19 protein-coding genes and 4 pseudogenes are annotated in these 18,952 nt (G+C 42.1%); 11 read left to right on the top strand and 12 right to left on the bottom strand.

From position 1 onward, the window contains the following. Positions 1–243, top strand: a pseudogene (locus HXY43_RS13665) (hypothetical protein); the annotation flags it as partial. Here HXY43_RS13665 and HXY43_RS13660 read toward each other — a convergent pair. Beyond that, a complete protein-coding gene (locus HXY43_RS13660; protein WP_367161484.1) occupies positions 240–566 on the bottom strand; it encodes a hypothetical protein in 327 nt (108 codons plus the stop codon). The pseudogene HXY43_RS13665 and the gene HXY43_RS13660 sit on opposite strands and share 4 nt — an antisense overlap. Before the next feature lie 303 nt (positions 567–869). On the opposite strand from HXY43_RS13660, the gene HXY43_RS13655 reads away from it, so the two are divergent. Further along, complete coding sequence (locus HXY43_RS13655; RefSeq protein WP_290883716.1) at positions 870–2,156, top strand: metallophosphoesterase family protein; 1,287 nt, start codon at positions 870–872, stop codon at positions 2,154–2,156. A gap of 28 nt (positions 2,157–2,184) precedes the next feature. On the opposite strand, the gene HXY43_RS13650 is transcribed toward HXY43_RS13655, so the two are convergent. The 3 genes from HXY43_RS13650 to HXY43_RS13640 all read right to left on the bottom strand — a co-directional run bounded on the left by HXY43_RS13650 (position 2,185) and on the right by HXY43_RS13640 (position 3,897). Next, on the bottom strand, positions 2,185–2,349 hold the full coding sequence (locus tag HXY43_RS13650; RefSeq protein WP_290883715.1) for a hypothetical protein: 165 nt from the start codon (positions 2,347–2,349) through the stop codon (positions 2,185–2,187). A gap of 166 nt (positions 2,350–2,515) precedes the next feature. Next, complete coding sequence (locus HXY43_RS13645; RefSeq protein WP_290883714.1) at positions 2,516–3,115, bottom strand: hypothetical protein; 600 nt, start codon at positions 3,113–3,115, stop codon at positions 2,516–2,518. A 659-nt stretch (positions 3,116–3,774) separates the two neighbouring features. After that, positions 3,775–3,897 carry a hypothetical protein gene (locus tag HXY43_RS13640; protein ID WP_290883713.1) on the bottom strand — a complete coding sequence of 41 codons (123 nt, stop codon included), beginning with the start codon at positions 3,895–3,897 and terminating at the stop codon, positions 3,775–3,777. A gap of 298 nt (positions 3,898–4,195) precedes the next feature. On the opposite strand from HXY43_RS13640, the gene HXY43_RS13635 reads away from it, so the two are divergent. Beyond that, positions 4,196–4,696 carry a hypothetical protein gene (locus tag HXY43_RS13635; RefSeq protein WP_290883712.1) on the top strand — a complete coding sequence of 167 codons (501 nt, stop codon included), beginning with the start codon at positions 4,196–4,198 and terminating at the stop codon, positions 4,694–4,696. A 141-nt stretch (positions 4,697–4,837) separates the two neighbouring features. On the opposite strand, the gene HXY43_RS13630 is transcribed toward HXY43_RS13635, so the two are convergent. Continuing rightward, positions 4,838–5,017, bottom strand: coding sequence for a hypothetical protein (locus tag HXY43_RS13630; protein WP_290883711.1), 180 nt, complete (start codon positions 5,015–5,017; stop codon positions 4,838–4,840). Positions 5,018–5,289: 272 nt separating this feature from the next. Here HXY43_RS13630 and phnD (HXY43_RS13625) point away from each other — a divergent pair, with 272 nt between their 5' ends. From phnD (HXY43_RS13625) to phnD (HXY43_RS13615), 3 genes are read left to right on the top strand one after another with little or no spacing between them, the layout of a single operon-like run. Then, complete coding sequence (gene phnD, locus HXY43_RS13625) at positions 5,290–6,183, top strand: phosphate/phosphite/phosphonate ABC transporter substrate-binding protein (protein ID WP_290883710.1); 894 nt, start codon at positions 5,290–5,292, stop codon at positions 6,181–6,183. 23 nt (positions 6,184–6,206) lie between these two features. Beyond that, positions 6,207–7,100, top strand: a complete 894-nt coding sequence (locus tag HXY43_RS13620; protein WP_290883709.1) for a PhnD/SsuA/transferrin family substrate-binding protein — start codon at positions 6,207–6,209, stop codon at positions 7,098–7,100. A gap of 44 nt (positions 7,101–7,144) precedes the next feature. Continuing rightward, entirely contained in the window at positions 7,145–8,041 is an 897-nt protein-coding gene (gene phnD, locus HXY43_RS13615) for a phosphate/phosphite/phosphonate ABC transporter substrate-binding protein (protein WP_290883708.1), read from the top strand. Here the strand turns inward: phnD (HXY43_RS13615) and HXY43_RS13610 are convergent. Beyond that, the gene (locus tag HXY43_RS13610; protein ID WP_290883707.1) at positions 8,038–9,612 is read right to left on the bottom strand and encodes an iron uptake porin; all 1,575 of its coding nucleotides are present in this window, start codon (positions 9,610–9,612) and stop codon (positions 8,038–8,040) included. The genes phnD (HXY43_RS13615) and HXY43_RS13610 overlap by 4 nt on opposite strands. 410 nt (positions 9,613–10,022) lie before the next feature. Between HXY43_RS13610 and HXY43_RS13605 the strand changes: the two genes are divergently transcribed. Then, on the top strand, positions 10,023–11,876 hold the full coding sequence (locus tag HXY43_RS13605) for an ATP-binding protein (RefSeq protein WP_290883706.1): 1,854 nt from the start codon (positions 10,023–10,025) through the stop codon (positions 11,874–11,876). A gap of 471 nt (positions 11,877–12,347) precedes the next feature. On the opposite strand, the gene HXY43_RS13600 is transcribed toward HXY43_RS13605, so the two are convergent. Next, entirely contained in the window at positions 12,348–12,728 is a 381-nt protein-coding gene (locus tag HXY43_RS13600; protein WP_290883705.1) for a hypothetical protein, read from the bottom strand. A gap of 103 nt (positions 12,729–12,831) precedes the next feature. On the opposite strand from HXY43_RS13600, the gene HXY43_RS13595 reads away from it, so the two are divergent. The 3 genes from HXY43_RS13595 to HXY43_RS13585 all read left to right on the top strand — a co-directional run bounded on the left by HXY43_RS13595 (position 12,832) and on the right by HXY43_RS13585 (position 14,934). Next, positions 12,832–13,560, top strand: a complete 729-nt coding sequence (locus HXY43_RS13595; RefSeq protein WP_290883704.1) for an AIM24 family protein — start codon at positions 12,832–12,834, stop codon at positions 13,558–13,560. A 121-nt stretch (positions 13,561–13,681) separates the two neighbouring features. Continuing rightward, positions 13,682–14,176, top strand: a complete 495-nt coding sequence (locus HXY43_RS13590; protein WP_290883703.1) for a sugar-transfer associated ATP-grasp domain-containing protein — start codon at positions 13,682–13,684, stop codon at positions 14,174–14,176. A gap of 368 nt (positions 14,177–14,544) precedes the next feature. Then, on the top strand, positions 14,545–14,934 hold the full coding sequence (locus tag HXY43_RS13585) for a 6-carboxytetrahydropterin synthase (RefSeq protein ID WP_290883702.1): 390 nt from the start codon (positions 14,545–14,547) through the stop codon (positions 14,932–14,934). Between the two features lie 23 nt (positions 14,935–14,957). On the opposite strand, the gene HXY43_RS13580 is transcribed toward HXY43_RS13585, so the two are convergent. Then, entirely contained in the window at positions 14,958–15,194 is a 237-nt protein-coding gene (locus HXY43_RS13580; protein WP_290883701.1) for a hypothetical protein, read from the bottom strand. A 127-nt stretch (positions 15,195–15,321) separates the two neighbouring features. On the opposite strand from HXY43_RS13580, the gene HXY43_RS13575 reads away from it, so the two are divergent. Beyond that, positions 15,322–16,641 (top strand): HhoA/HhoB/HtrA family serine endopeptidase, encoded by a 1,320-nt coding sequence (locus HXY43_RS13575; RefSeq protein ID WP_290883700.1) that lies wholly within the window; start codon positions 15,322–15,324, stop codon positions 16,639–16,641. 168 nt (positions 16,642–16,809) lie between these two features. Here HXY43_RS13575 and HXY43_RS13570 read toward each other — a convergent pair whose 3' ends face one another. The 4 genes and pseudogenes from HXY43_RS13570 to HXY43_RS13555 all read right to left on the bottom strand — a co-directional run. Beyond that, the gene (locus HXY43_RS13570) at positions 16,810–17,001 is read right to left on the bottom strand and encodes a hypothetical protein (RefSeq protein ID WP_290883699.1); all 192 of its coding nucleotides are present in this window, start codon (positions 16,999–17,001) and stop codon (positions 16,810–16,812) included. 214 nt (positions 17,002–17,215) lie between these two features. Continuing rightward, positions 17,216–17,995, bottom strand: a pseudogene (locus tag HXY43_RS13565) (sensor histidine kinase); the annotation flags it as partial. Further along, positions 17,992–18,261, bottom strand: a pseudogene (locus HXY43_RS13560) (DUF2254 family protein); the annotation flags it as partial. The pseudogenes HXY43_RS13560 and HXY43_RS13565, both read right to left, overlap by 4 nt. Next, positions 18,258–18,710 (bottom strand): annotated as a pseudogene (locus HXY43_RS13555) (mechanosensitive ion channel family protein); the annotation flags it as partial. The pseudogenes HXY43_RS13555 and HXY43_RS13560, both read right to left, overlap by 4 nt. Positions 18,711–18,952 lie beyond the last annotated feature (242 nt).

The following is an 18,952-nucleotide window of genomic DNA, read 5'->3' as shown; positions in this document are numbered from 1 at the left end:
ATTTCAAGTGAATCAGGTACAGTTAGCAAATCCCTCACCCTCTTTCCCTCTCCCAATATTGGGAGAGGGATGTCCGTCAAAAGTGAGGGTGTACTTCATTTTCATGCAAAGTGCTGTATTTGGGGATTAGTTTGGTTGCGTGCAAGTGGAAACATCAGGAGTTGGGCAGAAGCTATTTACCTAATTTGGGAGACAACAGAACCAGAAGAATGGGTGGATAAGATGGATTGGATTCTATTTTAGATGTTTAATTTATTTAGGGCGATCGCTTTTTTGTTTTTTCCTGCTAGTTTCTCAATGTTTTGTGGTTTCTCCCGACTGGTTAGCAGCAAGCAGCTTTGATGAGAGACTTCACCAACTTTCTTGAGTAACTGACTGTAACCCTCATATCCATCTCGATATTGCCCAGCGCTATTGCCACCCTGCAAAGTAGCCTCTAAATTATCCAGTATTAGCAAACAGTGGTGTGCTTTTAAATAATGGAGTAGCCGTGAGATTCTACCATCTAAGCTGTCTGGTAAATCGACTTCCTGCTGGTTGGACAGAAATTTAATGAAGTCTGCCAAAATGTCTGTGACTGGTGGAGCATTGAGAAGCGATCGCCATGATTAACAACAATCTACAGTAGTGACGTGCAGGATAAAAGCAATTTTGCCCTAAGTGCGATCGCACTCCACAGCAATACAGAGGTACGAATGACGATAATATACAGCGATACAAGAAGCAAAAAATCAAAGCTTTCGCCCAAAGCAATCAAATTAGAATTGAAAACTGATAATTCATTCTTGAAGGGATAGTTAGTTTGTAAAAAATTTGTAATAATTAATTTGTCTTGGTTAAATAAATTAACATAGGATGACTTTTTGCTGATGACGGTAATTTATCCTGAAGCAGAAAAAAGACCTGTCATTGATAATCTACAAATTATTAGGGGCCCGTATCTACAACAAGGCACTGAGTCTAGCATAACTATCCGCTGGGCTACTAATGCTCCTACCCAAGGCAAGGTATGGTACGGTACAGTTCCTGACAGACTGTGTTTAGAACAACAAGAGACAACGATTACGTCTGACCACATAGTCAAACTCAGCGGACTAACAAAAGACACGAAGTATTACTACGCAGTTGGAACAACAGCAGGAGTACAAGCAGGCGGAACTGAAGATTACTTTTTCGTCACTGCGCCAGCACAAGATCAGGTATCTCTTGGAGTCAGACCAATGCGGATCTGGGTTTTAGGGGACGCGGGACGTGGAAACGATCTGGCAGCAGCTGTGCAAGATGGGTATCTGAAATTTACACAAACGCGCCATACCGATCTGTGGCTGATGCTTGGCGATAATGCTTATGATACTGGTACTTATGAGGAGTATCAGCGAGGGATATTTGACATGTATCCCCAACTTCTACGCAGCAGTGTTCTTTGGACTGCGATCGGCAATCATGATGGTGGGTGCGCTAATTCCCAGTTGCAAACAGGGCCATATTATGAACTGTTCACTCTACCAACTCGTGGGGAAGCAGGTGGTGTGCCGTCATCAACCGCAGCATATTACTCATTTGACTATGGCAACATCCACTTTATCTGTCTTGACTCCTATGGGAGCGATCGCTCTGTTGCAGGGAAAATGTTTACCTGGCTAGCAGATGATGCAATTTCATCTCGTCAAGATTGGAAAGTCGCTTTTTGGCATCATCCTCCATACACAAAGGGGTCACACGATTCAGATACCGAGATTGAGTTAATTGAAATGAGAGAGCGTGCCCTTCCCATTTTGGAAGAGGCGGGTGTAGACATTGTGCTATGCGGTCACAGCCACTCCTATGAGCGTTCCTATCTGATTGACGGGCATTATGGAAACTCGGACTCCTTTAATGAACAGATGAAAAAAAATGGAGGAAGTGGACGAGAGGACGAGTCGCAACAGTATCAAAAACCTCTTTTAGCTTCCCATGCGGGGACAGTGTATATCGTTGCAGGCACCTCTGCTCTGGCAGATAGCGTATTTCCGCATCCGGCGATGTATACGTCACTCAGTATTCCTGGGTCGCTTGTATTGGATGTATACGGCAAAAGGCTTGATGTCAAATTTATTGATTGTCATGGGGAGATAAAAGATTACTTCACTATCCAAAAGTATAGCGATGGATTCTGACTGAAATCGATCGCTCTGTAGGGAAGCCCTACTTCCTCTGACTTGAAAATAGGGATTGGGGATCGGGGAAGAGATTTTCATTCCCTCGTTGTGGGCGAAAAGCCCATGGGCGTTGGACTGGACTCTGGGAATAGTCGATAATGTCTGCTAGCTGAATTGCAGGGGTGCTTAAAGATATCACTGTTGTAGTCATAGTGTTATTACTCCTTTGTTAATACGTAGTCAAACTGGACTTCGGATTGAACAGGCATGTTTATCCAGTAATGGAAAAACAGCAAATCTGTTGGTGTTGAATATGCCGTAACAATCGATACGAACAACAAGGACATTCGTGCATAAATTCTCTATCTCCTCAATCACTACGGGAATACAACCATAGGAGTTGGTGCATGTCCTAAGTGAAGGTAAGCAGCAGACCGCAGCACAATTTCAGAATAGAGAATTTTCTGAATTTCTAGGCTTGGCGCACGTTTTGCTGTAGCATTGTAAGCTGCAATTTCCCCTTCCAAGCTGAAGTCGCTCTTGGTCAGGTAGTGATCGTAGTCATGCACAGCCTGAAAGAAAAATCCATAGATAGGATTGGGAAAAATACTCGTATCGTAAGTGTCAGCAGATACCCAAAGCTGGTTTTGCTCAATATCAGCAAACATCTCTTCAGCATTGCTGTAACGTTGGTAATCTGAGAACTGGAGATTTAAAGGCAGTTGCTGAAACTCACTCATGAGCCAATCACACAAATCTGCGATCGCTTCGTCAGAAATCCTGGCAGGTTTACTTTCCAGATAAAGTTTGGCAAGGGTTTCAACTCCAAACAGTTCTCGGGTATCCAGAATCCATGATTGCCACTGTGGATCTTGTGCCATGCGATCGACGGTTTCTCGAACAACGGCGAGGGCACGGTCAACAAAGGCTTTGAGACTATAGGCGATCCCAATTACCCAGACAAAGGCTAGAGGCATTTAACGAGTAATAAGAAGCGATCGCCCTATTCCCTCATTGTTTGCGATCGCTTAGTAATTACGAACCTAGCGGATACATCTGAGTCTAGTATCTCATCGCGATATTAACGGAAGATTAAGAAATTTTTATCTTTTACTCTGACTTGCATATCGGCAAACACTCCCGCAAGATCTCCGGCATCAAACCAGTTTTGAGAGAATTATCAATTGAGGGGAGAACGTGCCATTTGAGAAGAAGTGTACGCTTGTATGCTAAATATATTGAATTTTCCTCAGCTGTAACGTTGATGGTGCAGTGTTCTCGTAGGAATGCAATTAGAGTCTTTTTTAGGGTGGCGATCGCTCTCCCCTAAGACATTTCTATAGCAGCTTCCTCAGTTAGTGCCTTGGTTGCAGCGGCTATTGCTGCTTTGGTTGACTCTGGTAATGATGTCTGCTAACTAGTGGAGTTGCGATCGGCCGCAATGCATTTGCCCTTTAGCACTGTAGTGGTTCATCGCATTAATTATGAGAGGTTTGTAGTGAGCGATTAGGGGCTACATCACTGGAGCGATCGCATTTATAGCCAGATACACGCGGGCGGGCAAGGACGCCCACCCCACAAGAGTTTGACTGATTTAAATTTGTACCTCATTCGTCTGCAAACCGCTATACACCTATCAAATAAGCGATCGCCTGTATTGGTTGGCGTTGTTGGGTGTGCGATCGCTGTTTGGCTTTTGTGAGTAGAAAGCGATCGCCTTAAATAATATTTCTACCGCCGTTTGTTGCCCTTCTGCCAACTTTGGCTATTGGGTTTTTTGGTAAATTCTCCTTTCGGAAAAAGCCGCTGTAATCCGCCACTGATGGGTACAGTGGCGGGATATTAGGCAATTTTCCAGAATTTCTCTACTGCAAAATATGTCTTGCGCTTGCGATCGCACCAATTTCATGTCACATTTTGCACAGTTATGCAACCAACCTGGTAACGAGAATTACGATGGTTGGCTTTGTTGGTAATTGGTAATTGGTTTTTCCCATTACCCATTACCTATTATCGATCTTCACAGATATGATAAGTGTTCAAACGGACATGATGTTATGTCAATATTTCAGTCTCAGTTTTTGAACTCGCTCACTACTTCGTTCAACGGTGTGAAACTTTTTTGTGCGTTTCAACTTCAACGGCTAAAGCTGATTCTGATTGGCACTAGCGGAGGCGCACAGGTTGCTCTGGGTGCAGTTCCCTATCTAGATCAATGGCTCAACGCCCAGTTTATCGTAGTGTCCGTTGGGGGTAGTTTTGATGGTAACACTGGCTTCGAGGCGGTTGATCGCGTGTACCATCTCCAGGGTAGTCGAGATTGGGTTGAGGACATTAGCGTTATTATATTTGCTTCACGCTGGCCTGTGACGGTAGGCTCTCCTTTTAACCAGGCTTTGCAACAGGGACGTTACACAGTAGTGAATACTGGCCCTCATACTCATGATGGATCTGAAGGCTATTTTGGTAAAACATTGGTGGGGGAAAGTCAAACTACTTATGTAGAGTTAACGCTAGAAAAAGTAAATCAACTGCCGATTTGGTCTAACCAAAATTAACGACAGTAGCTAAGTACAGCTTTGCGTAAAATAGTAACATTTTTAAACGCAGAGGAGCGCAGAGTTAGCGCGGAGGTACGCAGAGTTTTTCTGATCTAAATAGTAAGTCGATACTTGATGTCGTTAGCCACGAAGGCAGGATTAGTCATTCAAAGTAGTTATTAATAGAGAAACTAAATTTACTTCTGTCAGCATACCTCTGGTGCGATCGCACAGCAGAACTCGATTATCTCCGAGATAGGTGATACCTGAGAGACTTTCAAAGAACAAAGGTCGATAAGCTTGCATCCAATCGGGATGATTAGAGTTTTGTTCTGGCATAGTAGTCTCCCCTCAATCTTTAGACAGCTAAAGCTTCACTAACACAGAACTAACCTGACTGTCAGAAAATAGAGGGCTATCTCAAAAAAAATTCACTTATACCAAATCTTTATATGGGTGCGATCGCTTGTCTCACTCCGCAGTTGAGTTGTAACCTCCTTAACGGCTCATTGACAGTATAAGTGATATTACTGTAGCTACTATTGATAAAAAAAAATAACATCAACTAAATACTTTAAAAATATAGTCTAGACGTCTCTATTTATTAATACATGAAACGGCGTAATTTTCTTTGGTACTCCCTGCTGTTTATTGGTAGTTGTACACTAGCTAATAATTCGAGTAATAGTAATTCTAATAAATTGTTAGGCAACGCACCCAAGCAACTAAGATTTGCAGTTACAGATGTTAGCGGGCTGAAAGAATTACAACGAGATTATGGAGCTTTTCGGACTGCATTAGAGGATGTATTAGATATCGATATTGATTTTTTTCCCGTTGAAAATACCATAGCGGCAGCACCAGCATTGCAGTTGGGTCAGGTAGATATAGTTTTCGCAGGTCCATCGGAATACGTGATTTTAAATGCTAGGGCGAAGGCAGTTCCCTTTGTCGCTATCAAGCGATCAAGTTACTACCCAGTAATCGTTGTGCGTGCTGACAGTGGTATCAAGTCTCTATCTCAGTTAAAAGGGAAAAAAATCGCCATGTGGAAGAAAGGATCAACCGCTGGGCATGTTTACCCCATCAAGCAGCTAATAGACGCAGGATTAAATCCCAAGTCGGACTTGCAAATTCTATTTTTAGAAGAAAAGGCAGTGGAAGCGTTAGCAAAAGGAATTGTTGATGTCTGTACACTTGCTAGTACGGCATATCAAAGACAATTACAAAAGGCAGGTTTATCTGAGAGTGCATTTTCAGTGATAGCAACTGGATCAAATCTCCCCGATGATGTGTTTGTTGCTAGTAGTCAGCTTGCTCCCGCCTTTATCGAACAGATGCAACAGTTGATGCTCAAGCATCAAGATAAACTCATTCAAGCTATTTTGGTATCCCCAGCTAACAAGAAGTTTAAAGGCTCCAAAATGGTTACGGCTGTTGATGCTGATTACAACACGATTCGGGAAGTTTATAAAGCAATTGGACAAGGTGATTTCATTAACTGAGTAATAAATTAATTATCAAAAAAATGAAACGGCGTAATTTTATTTGGCAATCTCTACTATTTGTTGGTGGTTGTACAGTAGCTACTAATTCCAGTAATAGTACTTTTAACAAAGTGCTGGACAGTGCGCCCAAGCAACTAAAATTTGCAGTCACAGATATTAAGGGACTACAAGATTTACAGCGGGATTATGGAGCCTTTCGCACTGCATTAGAAGATGTATTAGATATCAAGATTGATTTTATCCCCGTTGAAAATACCATAGCGGCGGCACCAGCATTGCAGTTGGGTCAGATAAATCTAGTTCTTGCAGGCCCATCAGAATACGTGATTTTAAATGCCAGGGCGAAAGCAATTCCTGTTGTTGCTCTCGAACGACCAAAGTACTACTCAATAGTTGCTGTTCGTGCCAACAGTGGTATCAAGTCACTGTCTCAATTAAAAGGGAAAAAAATTGCTCTGCGAGCAAAGGCAGGAACTGGTGGCCATCTTTACCCGACAAAGCTTCTTATGGATGCTGGGTTAAATCCTAAGTCAGACTACCAAAGTTTGTTTTTAGAAGACAAGGGCTTGGAAGCGTTAAGAAAAGGAGATGTTGATGCCTGGGCAGTTTCTATTTCAAGGTATGAAAAAATGCTGCGAAAGGCAGGTTTATCTACAACAGAATTTCCAATCATAGCGACTGGATCAAACCTGCCCAGCGATGTTTTTGTTGCTAGCAGCCAGCTTGCTCCCGCCTTCATCCAACAAATGCAACAGCTCATGCTCAAGCATCAAGATAAACTCATCCAAGCTATCTTGGCATCCCCAGAAAATGAGAAGTTTAAAGGCTCCAAAATGTTAGCGGCTACTGATGCCGATTACAACATGATTCGAGAAGTTTACAAAGCAATCGGACAAGGCGAGTTCATTAGCTAAGTGCTATCAGAATTTCAAAGTAATTTTATCTATTAAGCAACTATATGCAACGACGAAATTTCATCTATTATTCCCTACTATTTGCCGCTGGTTGTACGGCAGCTAGCAGCAATAAATATAATGTTATAAGTTCTAAATCAAGTGTGAGTTTGCCCAAAAACCTAAGATTTACATCCACAGATGAAAAAAATATCGAAGAATTACAAAGCAATTTTGGGGCATTTAAAACAGCAATAGAGCAGGTTTTGGAAACAAAAATTGAGATGGTTTTGGTTCAAAATTACATTGCGGCGGTGACAGCCCTACAGTTGGGTCAGCTGGATCTCGTCCTGCTTGGGCCATCTGAATATGTGATTTCACGGGCGAGAACGCAAGCTGTTCCCCTTACTGCTATTACACGCCCAAACTATTACTCTCTGTTTGCAGTCTATACTAAAAGCGGAATCAAATCACTGGCACAATTGAAAGGTAAAAAAATCGCTTTAGGAAACTTGGGTGCAGCAGGTAGTTATATTGGTCCAATGAAGATTTTGATAGATGCTGGATTAAATCCCAAGACAGACGTCGAAATTGTGCTAATTAAAGAAGAACAGAAGCGCATTCTGGCTTTAAAAAAGGGTGAAATTTATGCCTCAGCATTTTCTAACAACACCTATGACCGAGAAGTTATACAAAAAAAAGCAGATAGCGAGTTTTTAGTCATAGCAAAAAGCCCACCTCTACCCAACGATGTCTTTGTTCTCAGTAGTAAATTTGAGCCTGCTGTTGTTGAACTGGTGCGATCGCGCATTCTTCAAAACCAAGATAAACTTATTCAAGCTCTTTTAGTCGGTCGCAAGCATAAAAAGTACAATCAATCCCAGTTCATCCCTGCGAATGATGCTGATTACAACATGATTCGCGAGGTTTATCAAGCAATTGGACAAGGACAATTTCTTTAAAACTTGAAGGTCGTTCGCATGGTTCCTACAAATATACTATCGTTGTTATCGTTGTTATCGTTGTGTTCTGGATTGGTAATCACAAATAAGCCAGGGGTAATAGTGATGTTATCTGTGAGTTTGAACCGATAGAAACCCTCTATATGTAAGGAGGTGTCCCGATCGGCGACTAGGCTACTTTCTGTAACCTTTGGTGGCATACCGATGACAATACCAGCTAAATTACCTTTTCCTCCCAAATCTGGAAAAGCTAAAGTTACAGCATAGTTCAAGATATCTGCGTTGTCGTCGCTGACTTCCGAGTGGGCAAATGAATAGCCTAACCAACCAGAAACAGTAAATTGAGGACTAATTCGCCAGCTAGTTTCTAAACCAAAGGAATCTGCGGAAGTAGCGACATTATCAAAGGGTCTACGGGCATTATCGCTACCTGTACTACCCGTCAGGTTGACACCACTATTGCTCCCTCCAGCATAGTAGGAGTGGACGTATGTCAATCCTATATCTAAATTCTTGATTGGCGCAAAAAGTACTTGTGCTAAAGCGCTGTAGTTACCATCGAAAAGCCCATTTTTCTTAGCAGGATCTTCAGCATCACTGACCATATAGGCGAAAGTGAGACTGGCGCGATCGCTAAACTCGTAGTTTATCCCAAATCCTGTACCGTCATTAGTTCGGTAGATGGGGTTATACCGCCCAAAGCGAGAAATCGCGCCGCTGCTAGCGCTACTTACGGGACTCAGCGTTTCTGCAATGTCTGTCATTTCTGTTTCCGCAGCAGCAACCGTAACTCTCACGCGATCGCCGATTGGGAAGTAATAGTACAGGTCATCTATACTAACTCGGTTGTCTTCATCTCCATCGAACCCCAAACGAGTCATTCTAGTACCTGTGACATCGCCTTGAAACTCAGTTATGTTTTTGGTTTGCAAGCGGGTTCTTAAAAGGTCTTTGCCAGTAAAGCTAGTATCAAAATTCAGACGTACCCGATTGGCAAATATAATATTATCTTGCAAATCTGGGTTGTTATTGCCATTGTCGTCTTCGTCAGCTGCTTCCTCACCAAAAACACCAGCTACAGCAAAGATAGCCTCACCTGTGAGTTTCGTGGTGGTAGAAAACTGATTTGCCTCAAGTTCAGCGGTACGCATTTCCAACGCATCTACACGACTCCGCAGGGTAGCTAGTTCAGCGGAAAACTCCTCTCGCAGCTTTTGGAATGTAGCTAAATCTTCTTTAGTTACCAAATCAGCTGTAGCAGTAGCAATTAATTCATTCACCCGATCTAAACAAGCATTCAAACCAGCAGCAAATTCGTATCGCGTCATGGTTCGATTGCCGCGATACGTACCATTTGGATAGCCAGCAATACAACCATACCGTTCTACCAGGGATTGCAATGCATCGAATGCCCAATCTGAAGGTTGTACGTCAGACAGTTGAGAGACAGAGGTGACTTGCGCCACGGCTGCCGATACTTCAGCTGTAACTTTTGAGGACGATAAAAACAAGGTTGTGACTATAACAGCGGGACTAAACAGCAAAGAATTGAACAAAATTCTTGATATCACTTTTTCACATCTAATCTAAATTGGCTTAAAATCTAAAAAAAAATTGATACTAAACAAACTGTAAAATTACTGAAAATTTACGCCCAATTGCAAGTACTTACGTAGAAATACTGTGGTGACAATTTGTCATGCAACTATAATTGGGTGCATTTTAGGAGAACAGTTAACAGTTATACGGATGACTGCATAAGTTTTTTAGAAGCTGATTTCCGCTGTACTGATTTGTGATATCTCAGTAATACCACTACTGTTTGATGCGTGATTTCCGAATAAAATCAATGCTGTATCTCTATTCGCATCACCATTTTGAATGTATTTGCCAGCATACTGATGAGTATAGAATATTTTCTCAGATATTAGCTACAAAAAGCATTTACCTATAGCTTTGTTTATTACTATTTTTTTTTTAAATGAAATTGATAAAAATGCTATTTCGAGGTTCTAGTTCTTCTTTAGAAAATAAAGCGAAAACAAAACAGGTAAATTCAAAAGCTTTACCTACTTTCCTGAATCGCTTCACCAGCAGCTTGAGTATTGCCAAAAAAATTGGTTATGGATATTCACTGTCAATTGGTATTGCTGTTTTAGGAACTAGTAGCGGCTTAGCGATCGCTGATTACTACGAAAAACAAGCTCAGAAGCAACTAGAATTAGCCTCTCAGCAAGAAAGTAATTTAAGGAAGTTAGAAAATGCAGTGATAATGACACGAATACATCCGCAACGCTTAGTTAGCGTGCTTGAAGATTCCATTTGGTTAGAATTTGAAAAAAGTAAATTTTTGGCAGATATTTCTCAAGTGAAGGCAGAATTAACTGAGCTAGAAGATTTTGTGAAAAATAATCCTAATGGATTAGCTGTAGAAAATAAAGATTTACACAAATTATTAAATAAATATCAAACTAATACAGAAAAATATACTGAACTTGTCAAATCATGGTGGCAAATAATAGACTTTAATAAGTTAAACTCTGGAAAAATTCAAAGTAACCAAAATGACTTAGCAGTTTTGCTGAAAGGAGAGCAAAGTATTCGCATTAATGTTAACTTTGAAATGCTCACAGAGGAGTTAAGTCGAATCTTAAAAATAGCTGAAAATCAAAAACAGCAAGCAAATGCCAGATTTAGGCTTGCTCAAGAGTTGCAACTGCTAATTATTATTGGCAGTATGGTGTTATCGGTTGTATTAGCAGCAGTACTAGCACTGTATACTAGTAGAGCGATCGCCAGTCCCCTACAAGCAGTAACAAACGTCGCCAGACAAATCACCGCAGAATCAGATTTTAGCCTGAGAGCTAATGTCGCAAGCACTGATGAAGTGGGTACATTAGCAACCTCCCTAAATCAATTGGTGCAATGGGTGGGAGATTACACTCATGAATTAGAACTAGCTCGCCAAACCTTAGAAGAACGGGTAGAAGAACGAACCCTAGAACTAAAAGAAACGCTGCAAGACCTGAAAGAAACTCAAACGCAGTTAATTCAAACAGAAAAAATGTCCTCTCTTGGACAGATGGTAGCAGGAATAGCTCATGAAATCAATAACCCTGTTAATTTTATTTACGGCAATATTGAATGTGCTAATAATTATATTCAAGATTTACTGAATTTATTAAATTTATATCAGCAGCATTACCCCGATCCACAGTCGGCAATTGAAGAAAAAATAGAAGAAATTGATTTAGATTATCTGTGCGAGGATGTATCAAAAGTTTTGTCTTCAATGAAAATAGGCGCTCAGCGCATTCGGGAAATTGTACTGTCTTTGCGGAACTTCTCCCGCTTAGATGAAGCTGACATCAAAAAGGTAGATATTCATGAAGGAATTGAGAACACGCTGTTAATTCTCAATCACCGATTTAAGCAAGGAGTTGAAGTTATTAAAGCTTATGGTAATTTACCTTTGATTGAGTGCTATCCAGCGCAACTCAACCAAGTGTTTATGAATATTATTAGCAATGCTATAGATGCACTGTTAGACGATAAAAGTGATGAAACAAGTAAAGAAATTAAGATTGCTACATCCAGAGTCAATGATAGCTATATTAAGGTCAGTATCAGCGATAATGGCCCTGGAATTTCACCGGAGATAAAAGCAAAGCTATTTGACCCTTTTTTCACAACTAAACCAGTAGGTAAAGGTACTGGTTTAGGGTTAAGTATATGTTACAAAATCGTTGAAAAACATCACGGAAAAATTGAAATTTTTTCCGAAATTGGTCGAGGTACAGAATTTGTAATTTCCCTACCTATTCAAACAGTATAGGGACTCCAGCAGAACCAATTGCTAGCGATCGCCAATCGTTAATTGCAGCCTGTTTTTGCAATTTTTGTAAACCGAACTAAGTACAGCTTTGCGTAAAAAAGTGGCGATTTCAAACGCAGAGGGGCGCAGAGTCAGCGCAGAGGTTCGCAGAGTATTTCAGAATTGTATTCGCTACAAATTTATGAAATGTTGTACTAAGCACCAGCGGCTTTCGTCCGTCCGCTGCGTTGATTTATTATACCAATTTAAAAAATGATTATTTTGTGTAGCTCTGAGGTTATTTGACTTCTATGATGTGTTTGATGGTTAAACATTTGCACGTAGTAGAAGGATCTGGGTACTCTTCTATTTCTATTCAATCTCTCACTCCAAAATTCAAATATCTCATCAAGCCAATCCTGAGAAGATTCTTGAGATTATTGAACAAGTTTTTCGTCAAATTCAAAACGTGCAGATTTTAATTCACTATATTCAGAATACGGGATGAAGCTTGGATCGAATTTGGAAAGAGTTTTCGTAATCTCCATAATATTCTTCCTGTAATTTGAGATTAAATTCTCGCTCAATATCTGGAAGTACTAAATTGCGAACCTCGCCTGTAATTTGAACTTCTGTGTTACCACCCTTGGGCAAATCGAAAGGCTGACCGGAAGCATTTATGACTAAGATTGGTTCACCGCCAAAGTATTGGCGATCGCTCACTGTGAAGGATGTTGAACCGACTGTTTGCAGCGGCTTGCTTCTAACCGTCACAGTTCTTCCAACCAGTTCTTCGGATCGGTTGATCACCTCCGATGTGGTGACAGTTCCTGGAGGTGCAGCTTCCGGTTGCCCACTGACATAAGAAAGCACGAGGTGATACCATATCCCCTCGCTTTTTATAAATTGTTAACTCTCTTGACAAAGACTGCAAAAATTAATACACCTAATTTAATTATTGCCGGAGATACAATTTATGCAACATGCAGTTAAGATTCTAGAACCAACAGATTTATGGTATTTGCAGAATAATATCAATAAAGAAACTAATAAATATTACCATCCCACCAAAAATATTCCATTTGTTCAGCAAGTTGAAATTAGCCTGGAAAATTCAGGAACTATAATTCAAAAAGGAGCTTTGCACAGATGTGTAGGTAAGTTAACTTATGGTGTTTATAAAACTGATAACCGTTTGAGAGATATGTGGGTAGCTTTGAGAACGGAAATCGAATATAACGCACCTGTATATCAAGGTACGGGTATGGTTTACCTAGAACCTAGACCAAAAGGACATTTCTTACATTACACATCTGTTGAAATATCAGACCGAGAGCAATGGGAATTTGATGATGGTGTTTTTCAATTTTGTTCAGATAATGTAGTTATGGGTGCAAAAAGATTAAAATTCCGACAAATTGCTGGTTCTGGTGATGGTAAATGGAGGCTTGCTTTAAGAGCCTTATCCGGACAGATTGCTCAAGTTGTTACAGGTACCACTGCACCCGCTAGGATTATTGAATTAAGAAGAGGAGAAGTTTTAATTGCTGATTATGACATGGTGAAAGGATATACAAACGGTATTGAAGAAGATTATCGCAAATTAGGTCATTTTGGCAGAGGCGGTGGAGAGGGTTTTATTTGGATGTATGGTGGTGAAGGTAAATTATTAGTAACTGAAACTGATGGTATGGGTCTAGGTTAAAGTCAAAAGTCAAAAGCATGCCCAAGGGGCGCAGCGAAGGGTCAAAAGTCAAAAGACTCCTCTTGTCAGGCAAAGACGCAATTTGTAGAAGAAATTCTTCAACAAGCACTGTCGTGATGCCTTGCTTATCATCCCATCGGTTATCCGGGTGATTGTCTATCGTGGAGTTCCGGCAATGGCAATGTTGCGTTTGCCCACGCGGGCTTCTGATGGTAAAGCGAATTTACACAGAGGTGGTGTTGGTGTAGGTATTGACCTCTCGACGGGGAAAACATTGGTTGGTATCCAGAAAAACCGCTACATTGACAACCATCCTGAGACGGGACACCCGTTGCGCGATCGCCAAATTCCTCATTGGCAAACTATTTTGGAGATGGCTGCAAAGTTAGGCGATAAAACAGAGTTTGGCTATCTCGGTGTTGATATTGTTCTCGATCGCCAAAAAGGGCCGCTGTTATTGGAGATAAATGCTCGTCCGGGACTTTCAATCCAAATTGCCAATCAAGAGGGGTTGATTCCACGACTAGAGGCAATTGATTCTGCCTTGCCAAAACTCTCAGGAATTCAAGACAAGATTGCGTTTTCACAAAAAACATTTGCAGTAGAAATCAGGTAAAATACCTGACGCGATAAGAGTACTAAGTACAGCTTTGCATAAAAAAGTAGCGATTTGAAACGCAGAGGCTCGCAAAGGTAAACGCAGAGGAACGCGGAGTCTTTGTGCAAAAATTTCGCGCGCGAACTTACGAAATGTTGTACTAAGCTAATTGGCATTTAAGTTGCATATTTAGTTAGGATTGGGAATTCAGAATTTACCAGACAAGAGGCTTGTGTATTTTGACTCCCGAATTCTGACATCCCTGGTTGAGAAGAATGCAAGTTAAATGCACATCAGCTTACCCCAAGAAGCCTGACCGCACAGCTAGGATGAACAAAGATATAGTCTTATATTTGTTTCGGAATTGGCTGCGAGGCAATAGCAACATGCCCAAATGGAAATTAGTAACTGAATTCTCGTTTGACAGTGCCCACTACATCAAAGATTACGATGGCCCGTGCGGTCGGATGCATGGGCATACTTACAAAGTGCGAATCGAAGCAACTTCAACAAAACTGCATTCTTCACAATACTGTCCGCATCCAGTTATGGTGTCTGATTTTAGAACCTTGCGCTGGGCTAAGCAAGATGTTTCCAAGGGAGGACTCGATCATTGCGTGCTTAACGAAGTCTTGCCTCCTGAATACGAAACAACTGCTGAGATGATTGCTAAGTATATTTATGACGAAACTAAGAAGCGAGTGCCACCAGATGTACTGTTAAAGGTTGCGGTGTCAGAAACTCCGAATTCTTGGGCAGAGTATGAGGATGATTGATCCACCCACTGCGATCGCTCATACTACAAGGCTAGCAGGAGAGCAGTGTAAATTGCCGCACCCAAGACAAATGCCCAAAAGCGGCTTTCTCGTTCTTCTGGTAGTTCTTCTTTGAGAACATTGAGAACAACTCCCCCCGCTAAAAAGGCAAATAAAACCGCGATCGCTGCTTGGTCAATTTCAGTACTGCTACCCAGCACCCAACCGATAATAATTGCTGCTGCTAGTATCCAACGACCGATGCGATCGTAGACATGCATATAAAAGCTATCGATGTTGGTAATTAATAGCTAGGAAATTTCTGATGGTAGAGGTGAAATAGCCAAAAAAGCATCAGTATTTTAAATAGGGATTTAACTAACTTATATCTAATCAAAATAAAGTCATATGCGAACAACAAGTAGAAATAATAATCAGAATCCTTCTGAGTTTAATTGTTCTGAGCTTAATCTGCAATTTATCAACCTTAAGATAGATGCATTAGCGAAAACAAATAATCAAAAGTCGAAACTTTGGGAACACAAAGGCGCAACTCACTTATTGCTAGCGCTGATGACAACAGGAATCGGGTTGTTAAGTGGTTGTGCAGTCGAATTTGATCGAATTATTCCATCTGCACGCGACACTTCCCCCCAAGTGCAACGAACGGAAGAACCTGGCGATCGCCCACTGACACCAACTCCAGAAGACACCAATTTTGTGGTTGCAGTTGTAGAAAAAGTAGAACCAGCTGTAGTACGAATTAATACTGCTCGAACCGTAAGACCCGAACTTCCGGAGGTTTTTAACGATCCGTTCTTTCGGCGGTTTTTTGGCGACCGGATACCAACACAGCCGCAAGAGCGAGTTGTGCGCGGAGTTGGCTCTGGTTTTGTCATCAATCCTAATGGCCAAATTTTGACTAATGCTCACGTAGTCAATGATGCTGATACAGTTACGGTAACTTTTTCTAACGGTCAAACTTTTGAAGGTAAAGTACTAGGAACAGACACCGTATCAGATATTGCAGTGGTGCAGGTTCCTGCTCAGAATTTGCCAACTTTAGAATTGGGAAATTCCGAGCAAGTGCGACCAGGACAATGGGCGATCGCTATTGGCAATCCCTTAGGTTTGCAAGAAACTGTGACAGTAGGCGTTGTTAGTGCGGTAGATCGCTCTGTCAGCGATTTTGGAATTTCCGATCGAGGCGCTGGCTTTATTCAAACTGATGCAGCTATTAATCCTGGTAACTCCGGCGGGCCTCTTTTAAATGCTCGCGGTCAAGTTATTGGCGTCAACACTGCTATTATCCAAGGTGCTCAAGGGATAGGCTTTGCCATTCCTATCGACAGAGCACAAAGAATTGCCCAACAATTGATTACCGAAGGCAAAGTTGAATATCCTTACATAGGTATTGAAATGGTAAGCCTCACACCAGATGTTAGGCAAAGAATTAACAATCTTCCCAATAGTGATATTCGCGTGGAAGCAGACAGAGGAGTTGTCATTATCCGTGTCGTTCCTGGTTCTCCAGCAGATCGAGCAGGATTGCGATCGGGAGATGTCATCCAGCAAATCAACAACCAACCAGTTACTACAGCGGAAGAAATTCAGCAAATAGCTGATAAAAGCGGTATTGGTAGCAACTTGCAAATACAACTTTTACGTAATGGACAGACTCAGCAAGTCACAGTCCAACTGGCACCTCGTCCAGCCCAAAACCAGTAAATTTTTCCTTTGCTCAAGTACGGTTGGGCTGGCTATGTATATTCCGAAGATCCCCCCAACCCCCCTTAGCAAGGGGGGCTATAAAATTCTATGCCCCTACCCAATGACAAATGACCAATGACAAATGACAAATGACGACCCTCACGAGTTAAATTTATTCGTGCCGATCTATTTTTCCACAGAAGAATTAGATTTGTGATGTGCGATCGCGGTTGGTGTTTCTTGCTCGTAATATTTTTTTGTGTCTCCCTGCCATTGGTTCAGTATATCTTTGACCAAAACTTCTTTGATCCAAAGCGGAGGTTTCCTCCGTAGACGCCCTCCGGGCGGCTTTCCAAAGGGTTCGGAACTTCGGAGCATCCTGCCCGCCCGTATAAAATACAAGATATTTTACGTTTAATTATGTTGACCTACTTATATCAAGTCCGGATAATCACTTGATATTCCCACTGCGATGCTCCGAAGGAGCGGTTTTTGACCATCGCAAGTATTAGGTAATACCCCAATTACCAATTACCAATTACCGACCTCAACGGATAGTATAAGTGTTCAAGCAGACATGAGATTACTTGTCCTACTGTAAGGGTAAATAAATAGTGAATGTGGCTCCCTCACCGAACTTGCTATTAGCAGTAATGCTACCTCCGTGGGCTTCGATAATGCGTTTGGCGATCGCCAAGCCTAACCCCACTCCCCGACCTTGACGAGAGCGATCGCCTGTGTAGAATTGCTCAAAAATCCGGGGAAGATCGCTGTCTTTTATCCCTTGGCCTTGATCGCGGATTGTCACAACTGCTTGTTTATCTTGCTTGTAAGCAGTGATGAATATTCGGGAATTGGGGGTTGAATGTTTAATGGCGTTATCCAATAAGTTGAGAAATGCTTGCAACAGCCGTTCTGAATCACCCTGTACTTGCAAGTCAGCTACGTTTACATGGGCGGAAATTTGCGAATTTTGCATTCGCGTTTCCACAGCCCTGACTGCACGGCTAATTAAACTAGCAAGCGGGATATTTTGTTTTTCTAGGTGTGTCACCCCAGTTTCCAAACGTCCCAAATCCAGCAGATCGCCAATTAGCCGTGAGAGTCGTTTGGTTTCGTCTTCTACATTTTGAAAAAAGCGATCGCGCACCGCCGGATCGGAAGCAGCCCCACCACGGAGGGCTTCAACCGTCACCAAGACATTACTGATGGGAGTGCGGAGTTCGTGAGATACGTTTGCTAGAAACGCCCGTCGTTCTTGGTCGAGTGAAGCCAAGCGTTCACTCATACGATTAAGTTCTAGTGCTAACTGATCCAACTCGTTGCTTTGGCGAATGTGCAGCTTATCGCCAAAATGACCACTACCTAGGCGAGTTGGAGGGCAACGATTGTAATTGAAAAAGCTGTAGCAGTAACGCTGACAAGCGAACCAGCAACGGCTGAGAGCAGACCACGCGCACCATCCGGGCCACCAGTGTAAATCCAGCCCCACTCTTCAAATGGCCCGTAATAGCCAGCTCGATCAAGAGTCAACATTGCCAACGTCAAGGCGATGGCGATCGCTGCCATAATTGTTGGGACGAACCAGTAACTAGAATGGAGCGAGTCCCAAAGCTTGCTCAGCTTGATGTTGTTCATAGTTCGCCGGGAGTAGATGAGCCGTTGTTTTGCGATCGCATTTCAGCGAGTTTTCTGAGCGAACCACTGATGCTGCGAGGTTTCGGCACTTCACCCCGACCAGCAGGCCAGCCTTCGCGTTGACGAGTGCGATCGCCATCCGTCTCTTCCGTTTGGTCGTGGAAGAGAATTTGCTGTGTGGGGAAAGGTAAGTCAATACCGTTAGCCATCAGTTTCTTCTTAATGTTAGTCAAAACCCGATCTCGCGCATCCAACGCATCAGCACGTCGCGGTGGTTGAATCCACCAACGAGCGCGGATATTTACGGTACTCTCTGCTAATTCCATTACCAGTGCATCTGGGGCAGGTTCTGCCAAGACTCCTTCTGTTTCGTACATCGCTTCCAGAATTAAATGCTTGGCTCGATCAATATCATCCCCGTACCCAATACCAACATCGTACTCGATGCGACAACGCTAAAACAATGTTTGGCAGCAGGACAAAAAAACCATTGACCATCGCCTGAACCTTTTCCCAGGCACTTGATATCTCTGCGTTCATCCCTCTACTCGCTCATCAGTCGTAGCTGATGATAGCCAAAAATAAAAGGGTGAAAATCTACCTCAGGACTTTTAATTGGTGTAACGCGAGGAAGATTGTATTTGGCACTAAAACTCTTGGTGTCTTGGTGTCTTGGTGGTTCAAGATTTTT

Origin of the sequence: Fischerella sp., assembly GCF_013388695.1 — a bacterium.
Taxonomy (GTDB): Bacteria; Cyanobacteriota; Cyanobacteriia; order Cyanobacteriales; family Nostocaceae; genus PCC9605.
This window is presented reverse-complemented; position numbering and strand designations above follow the sequence as displayed.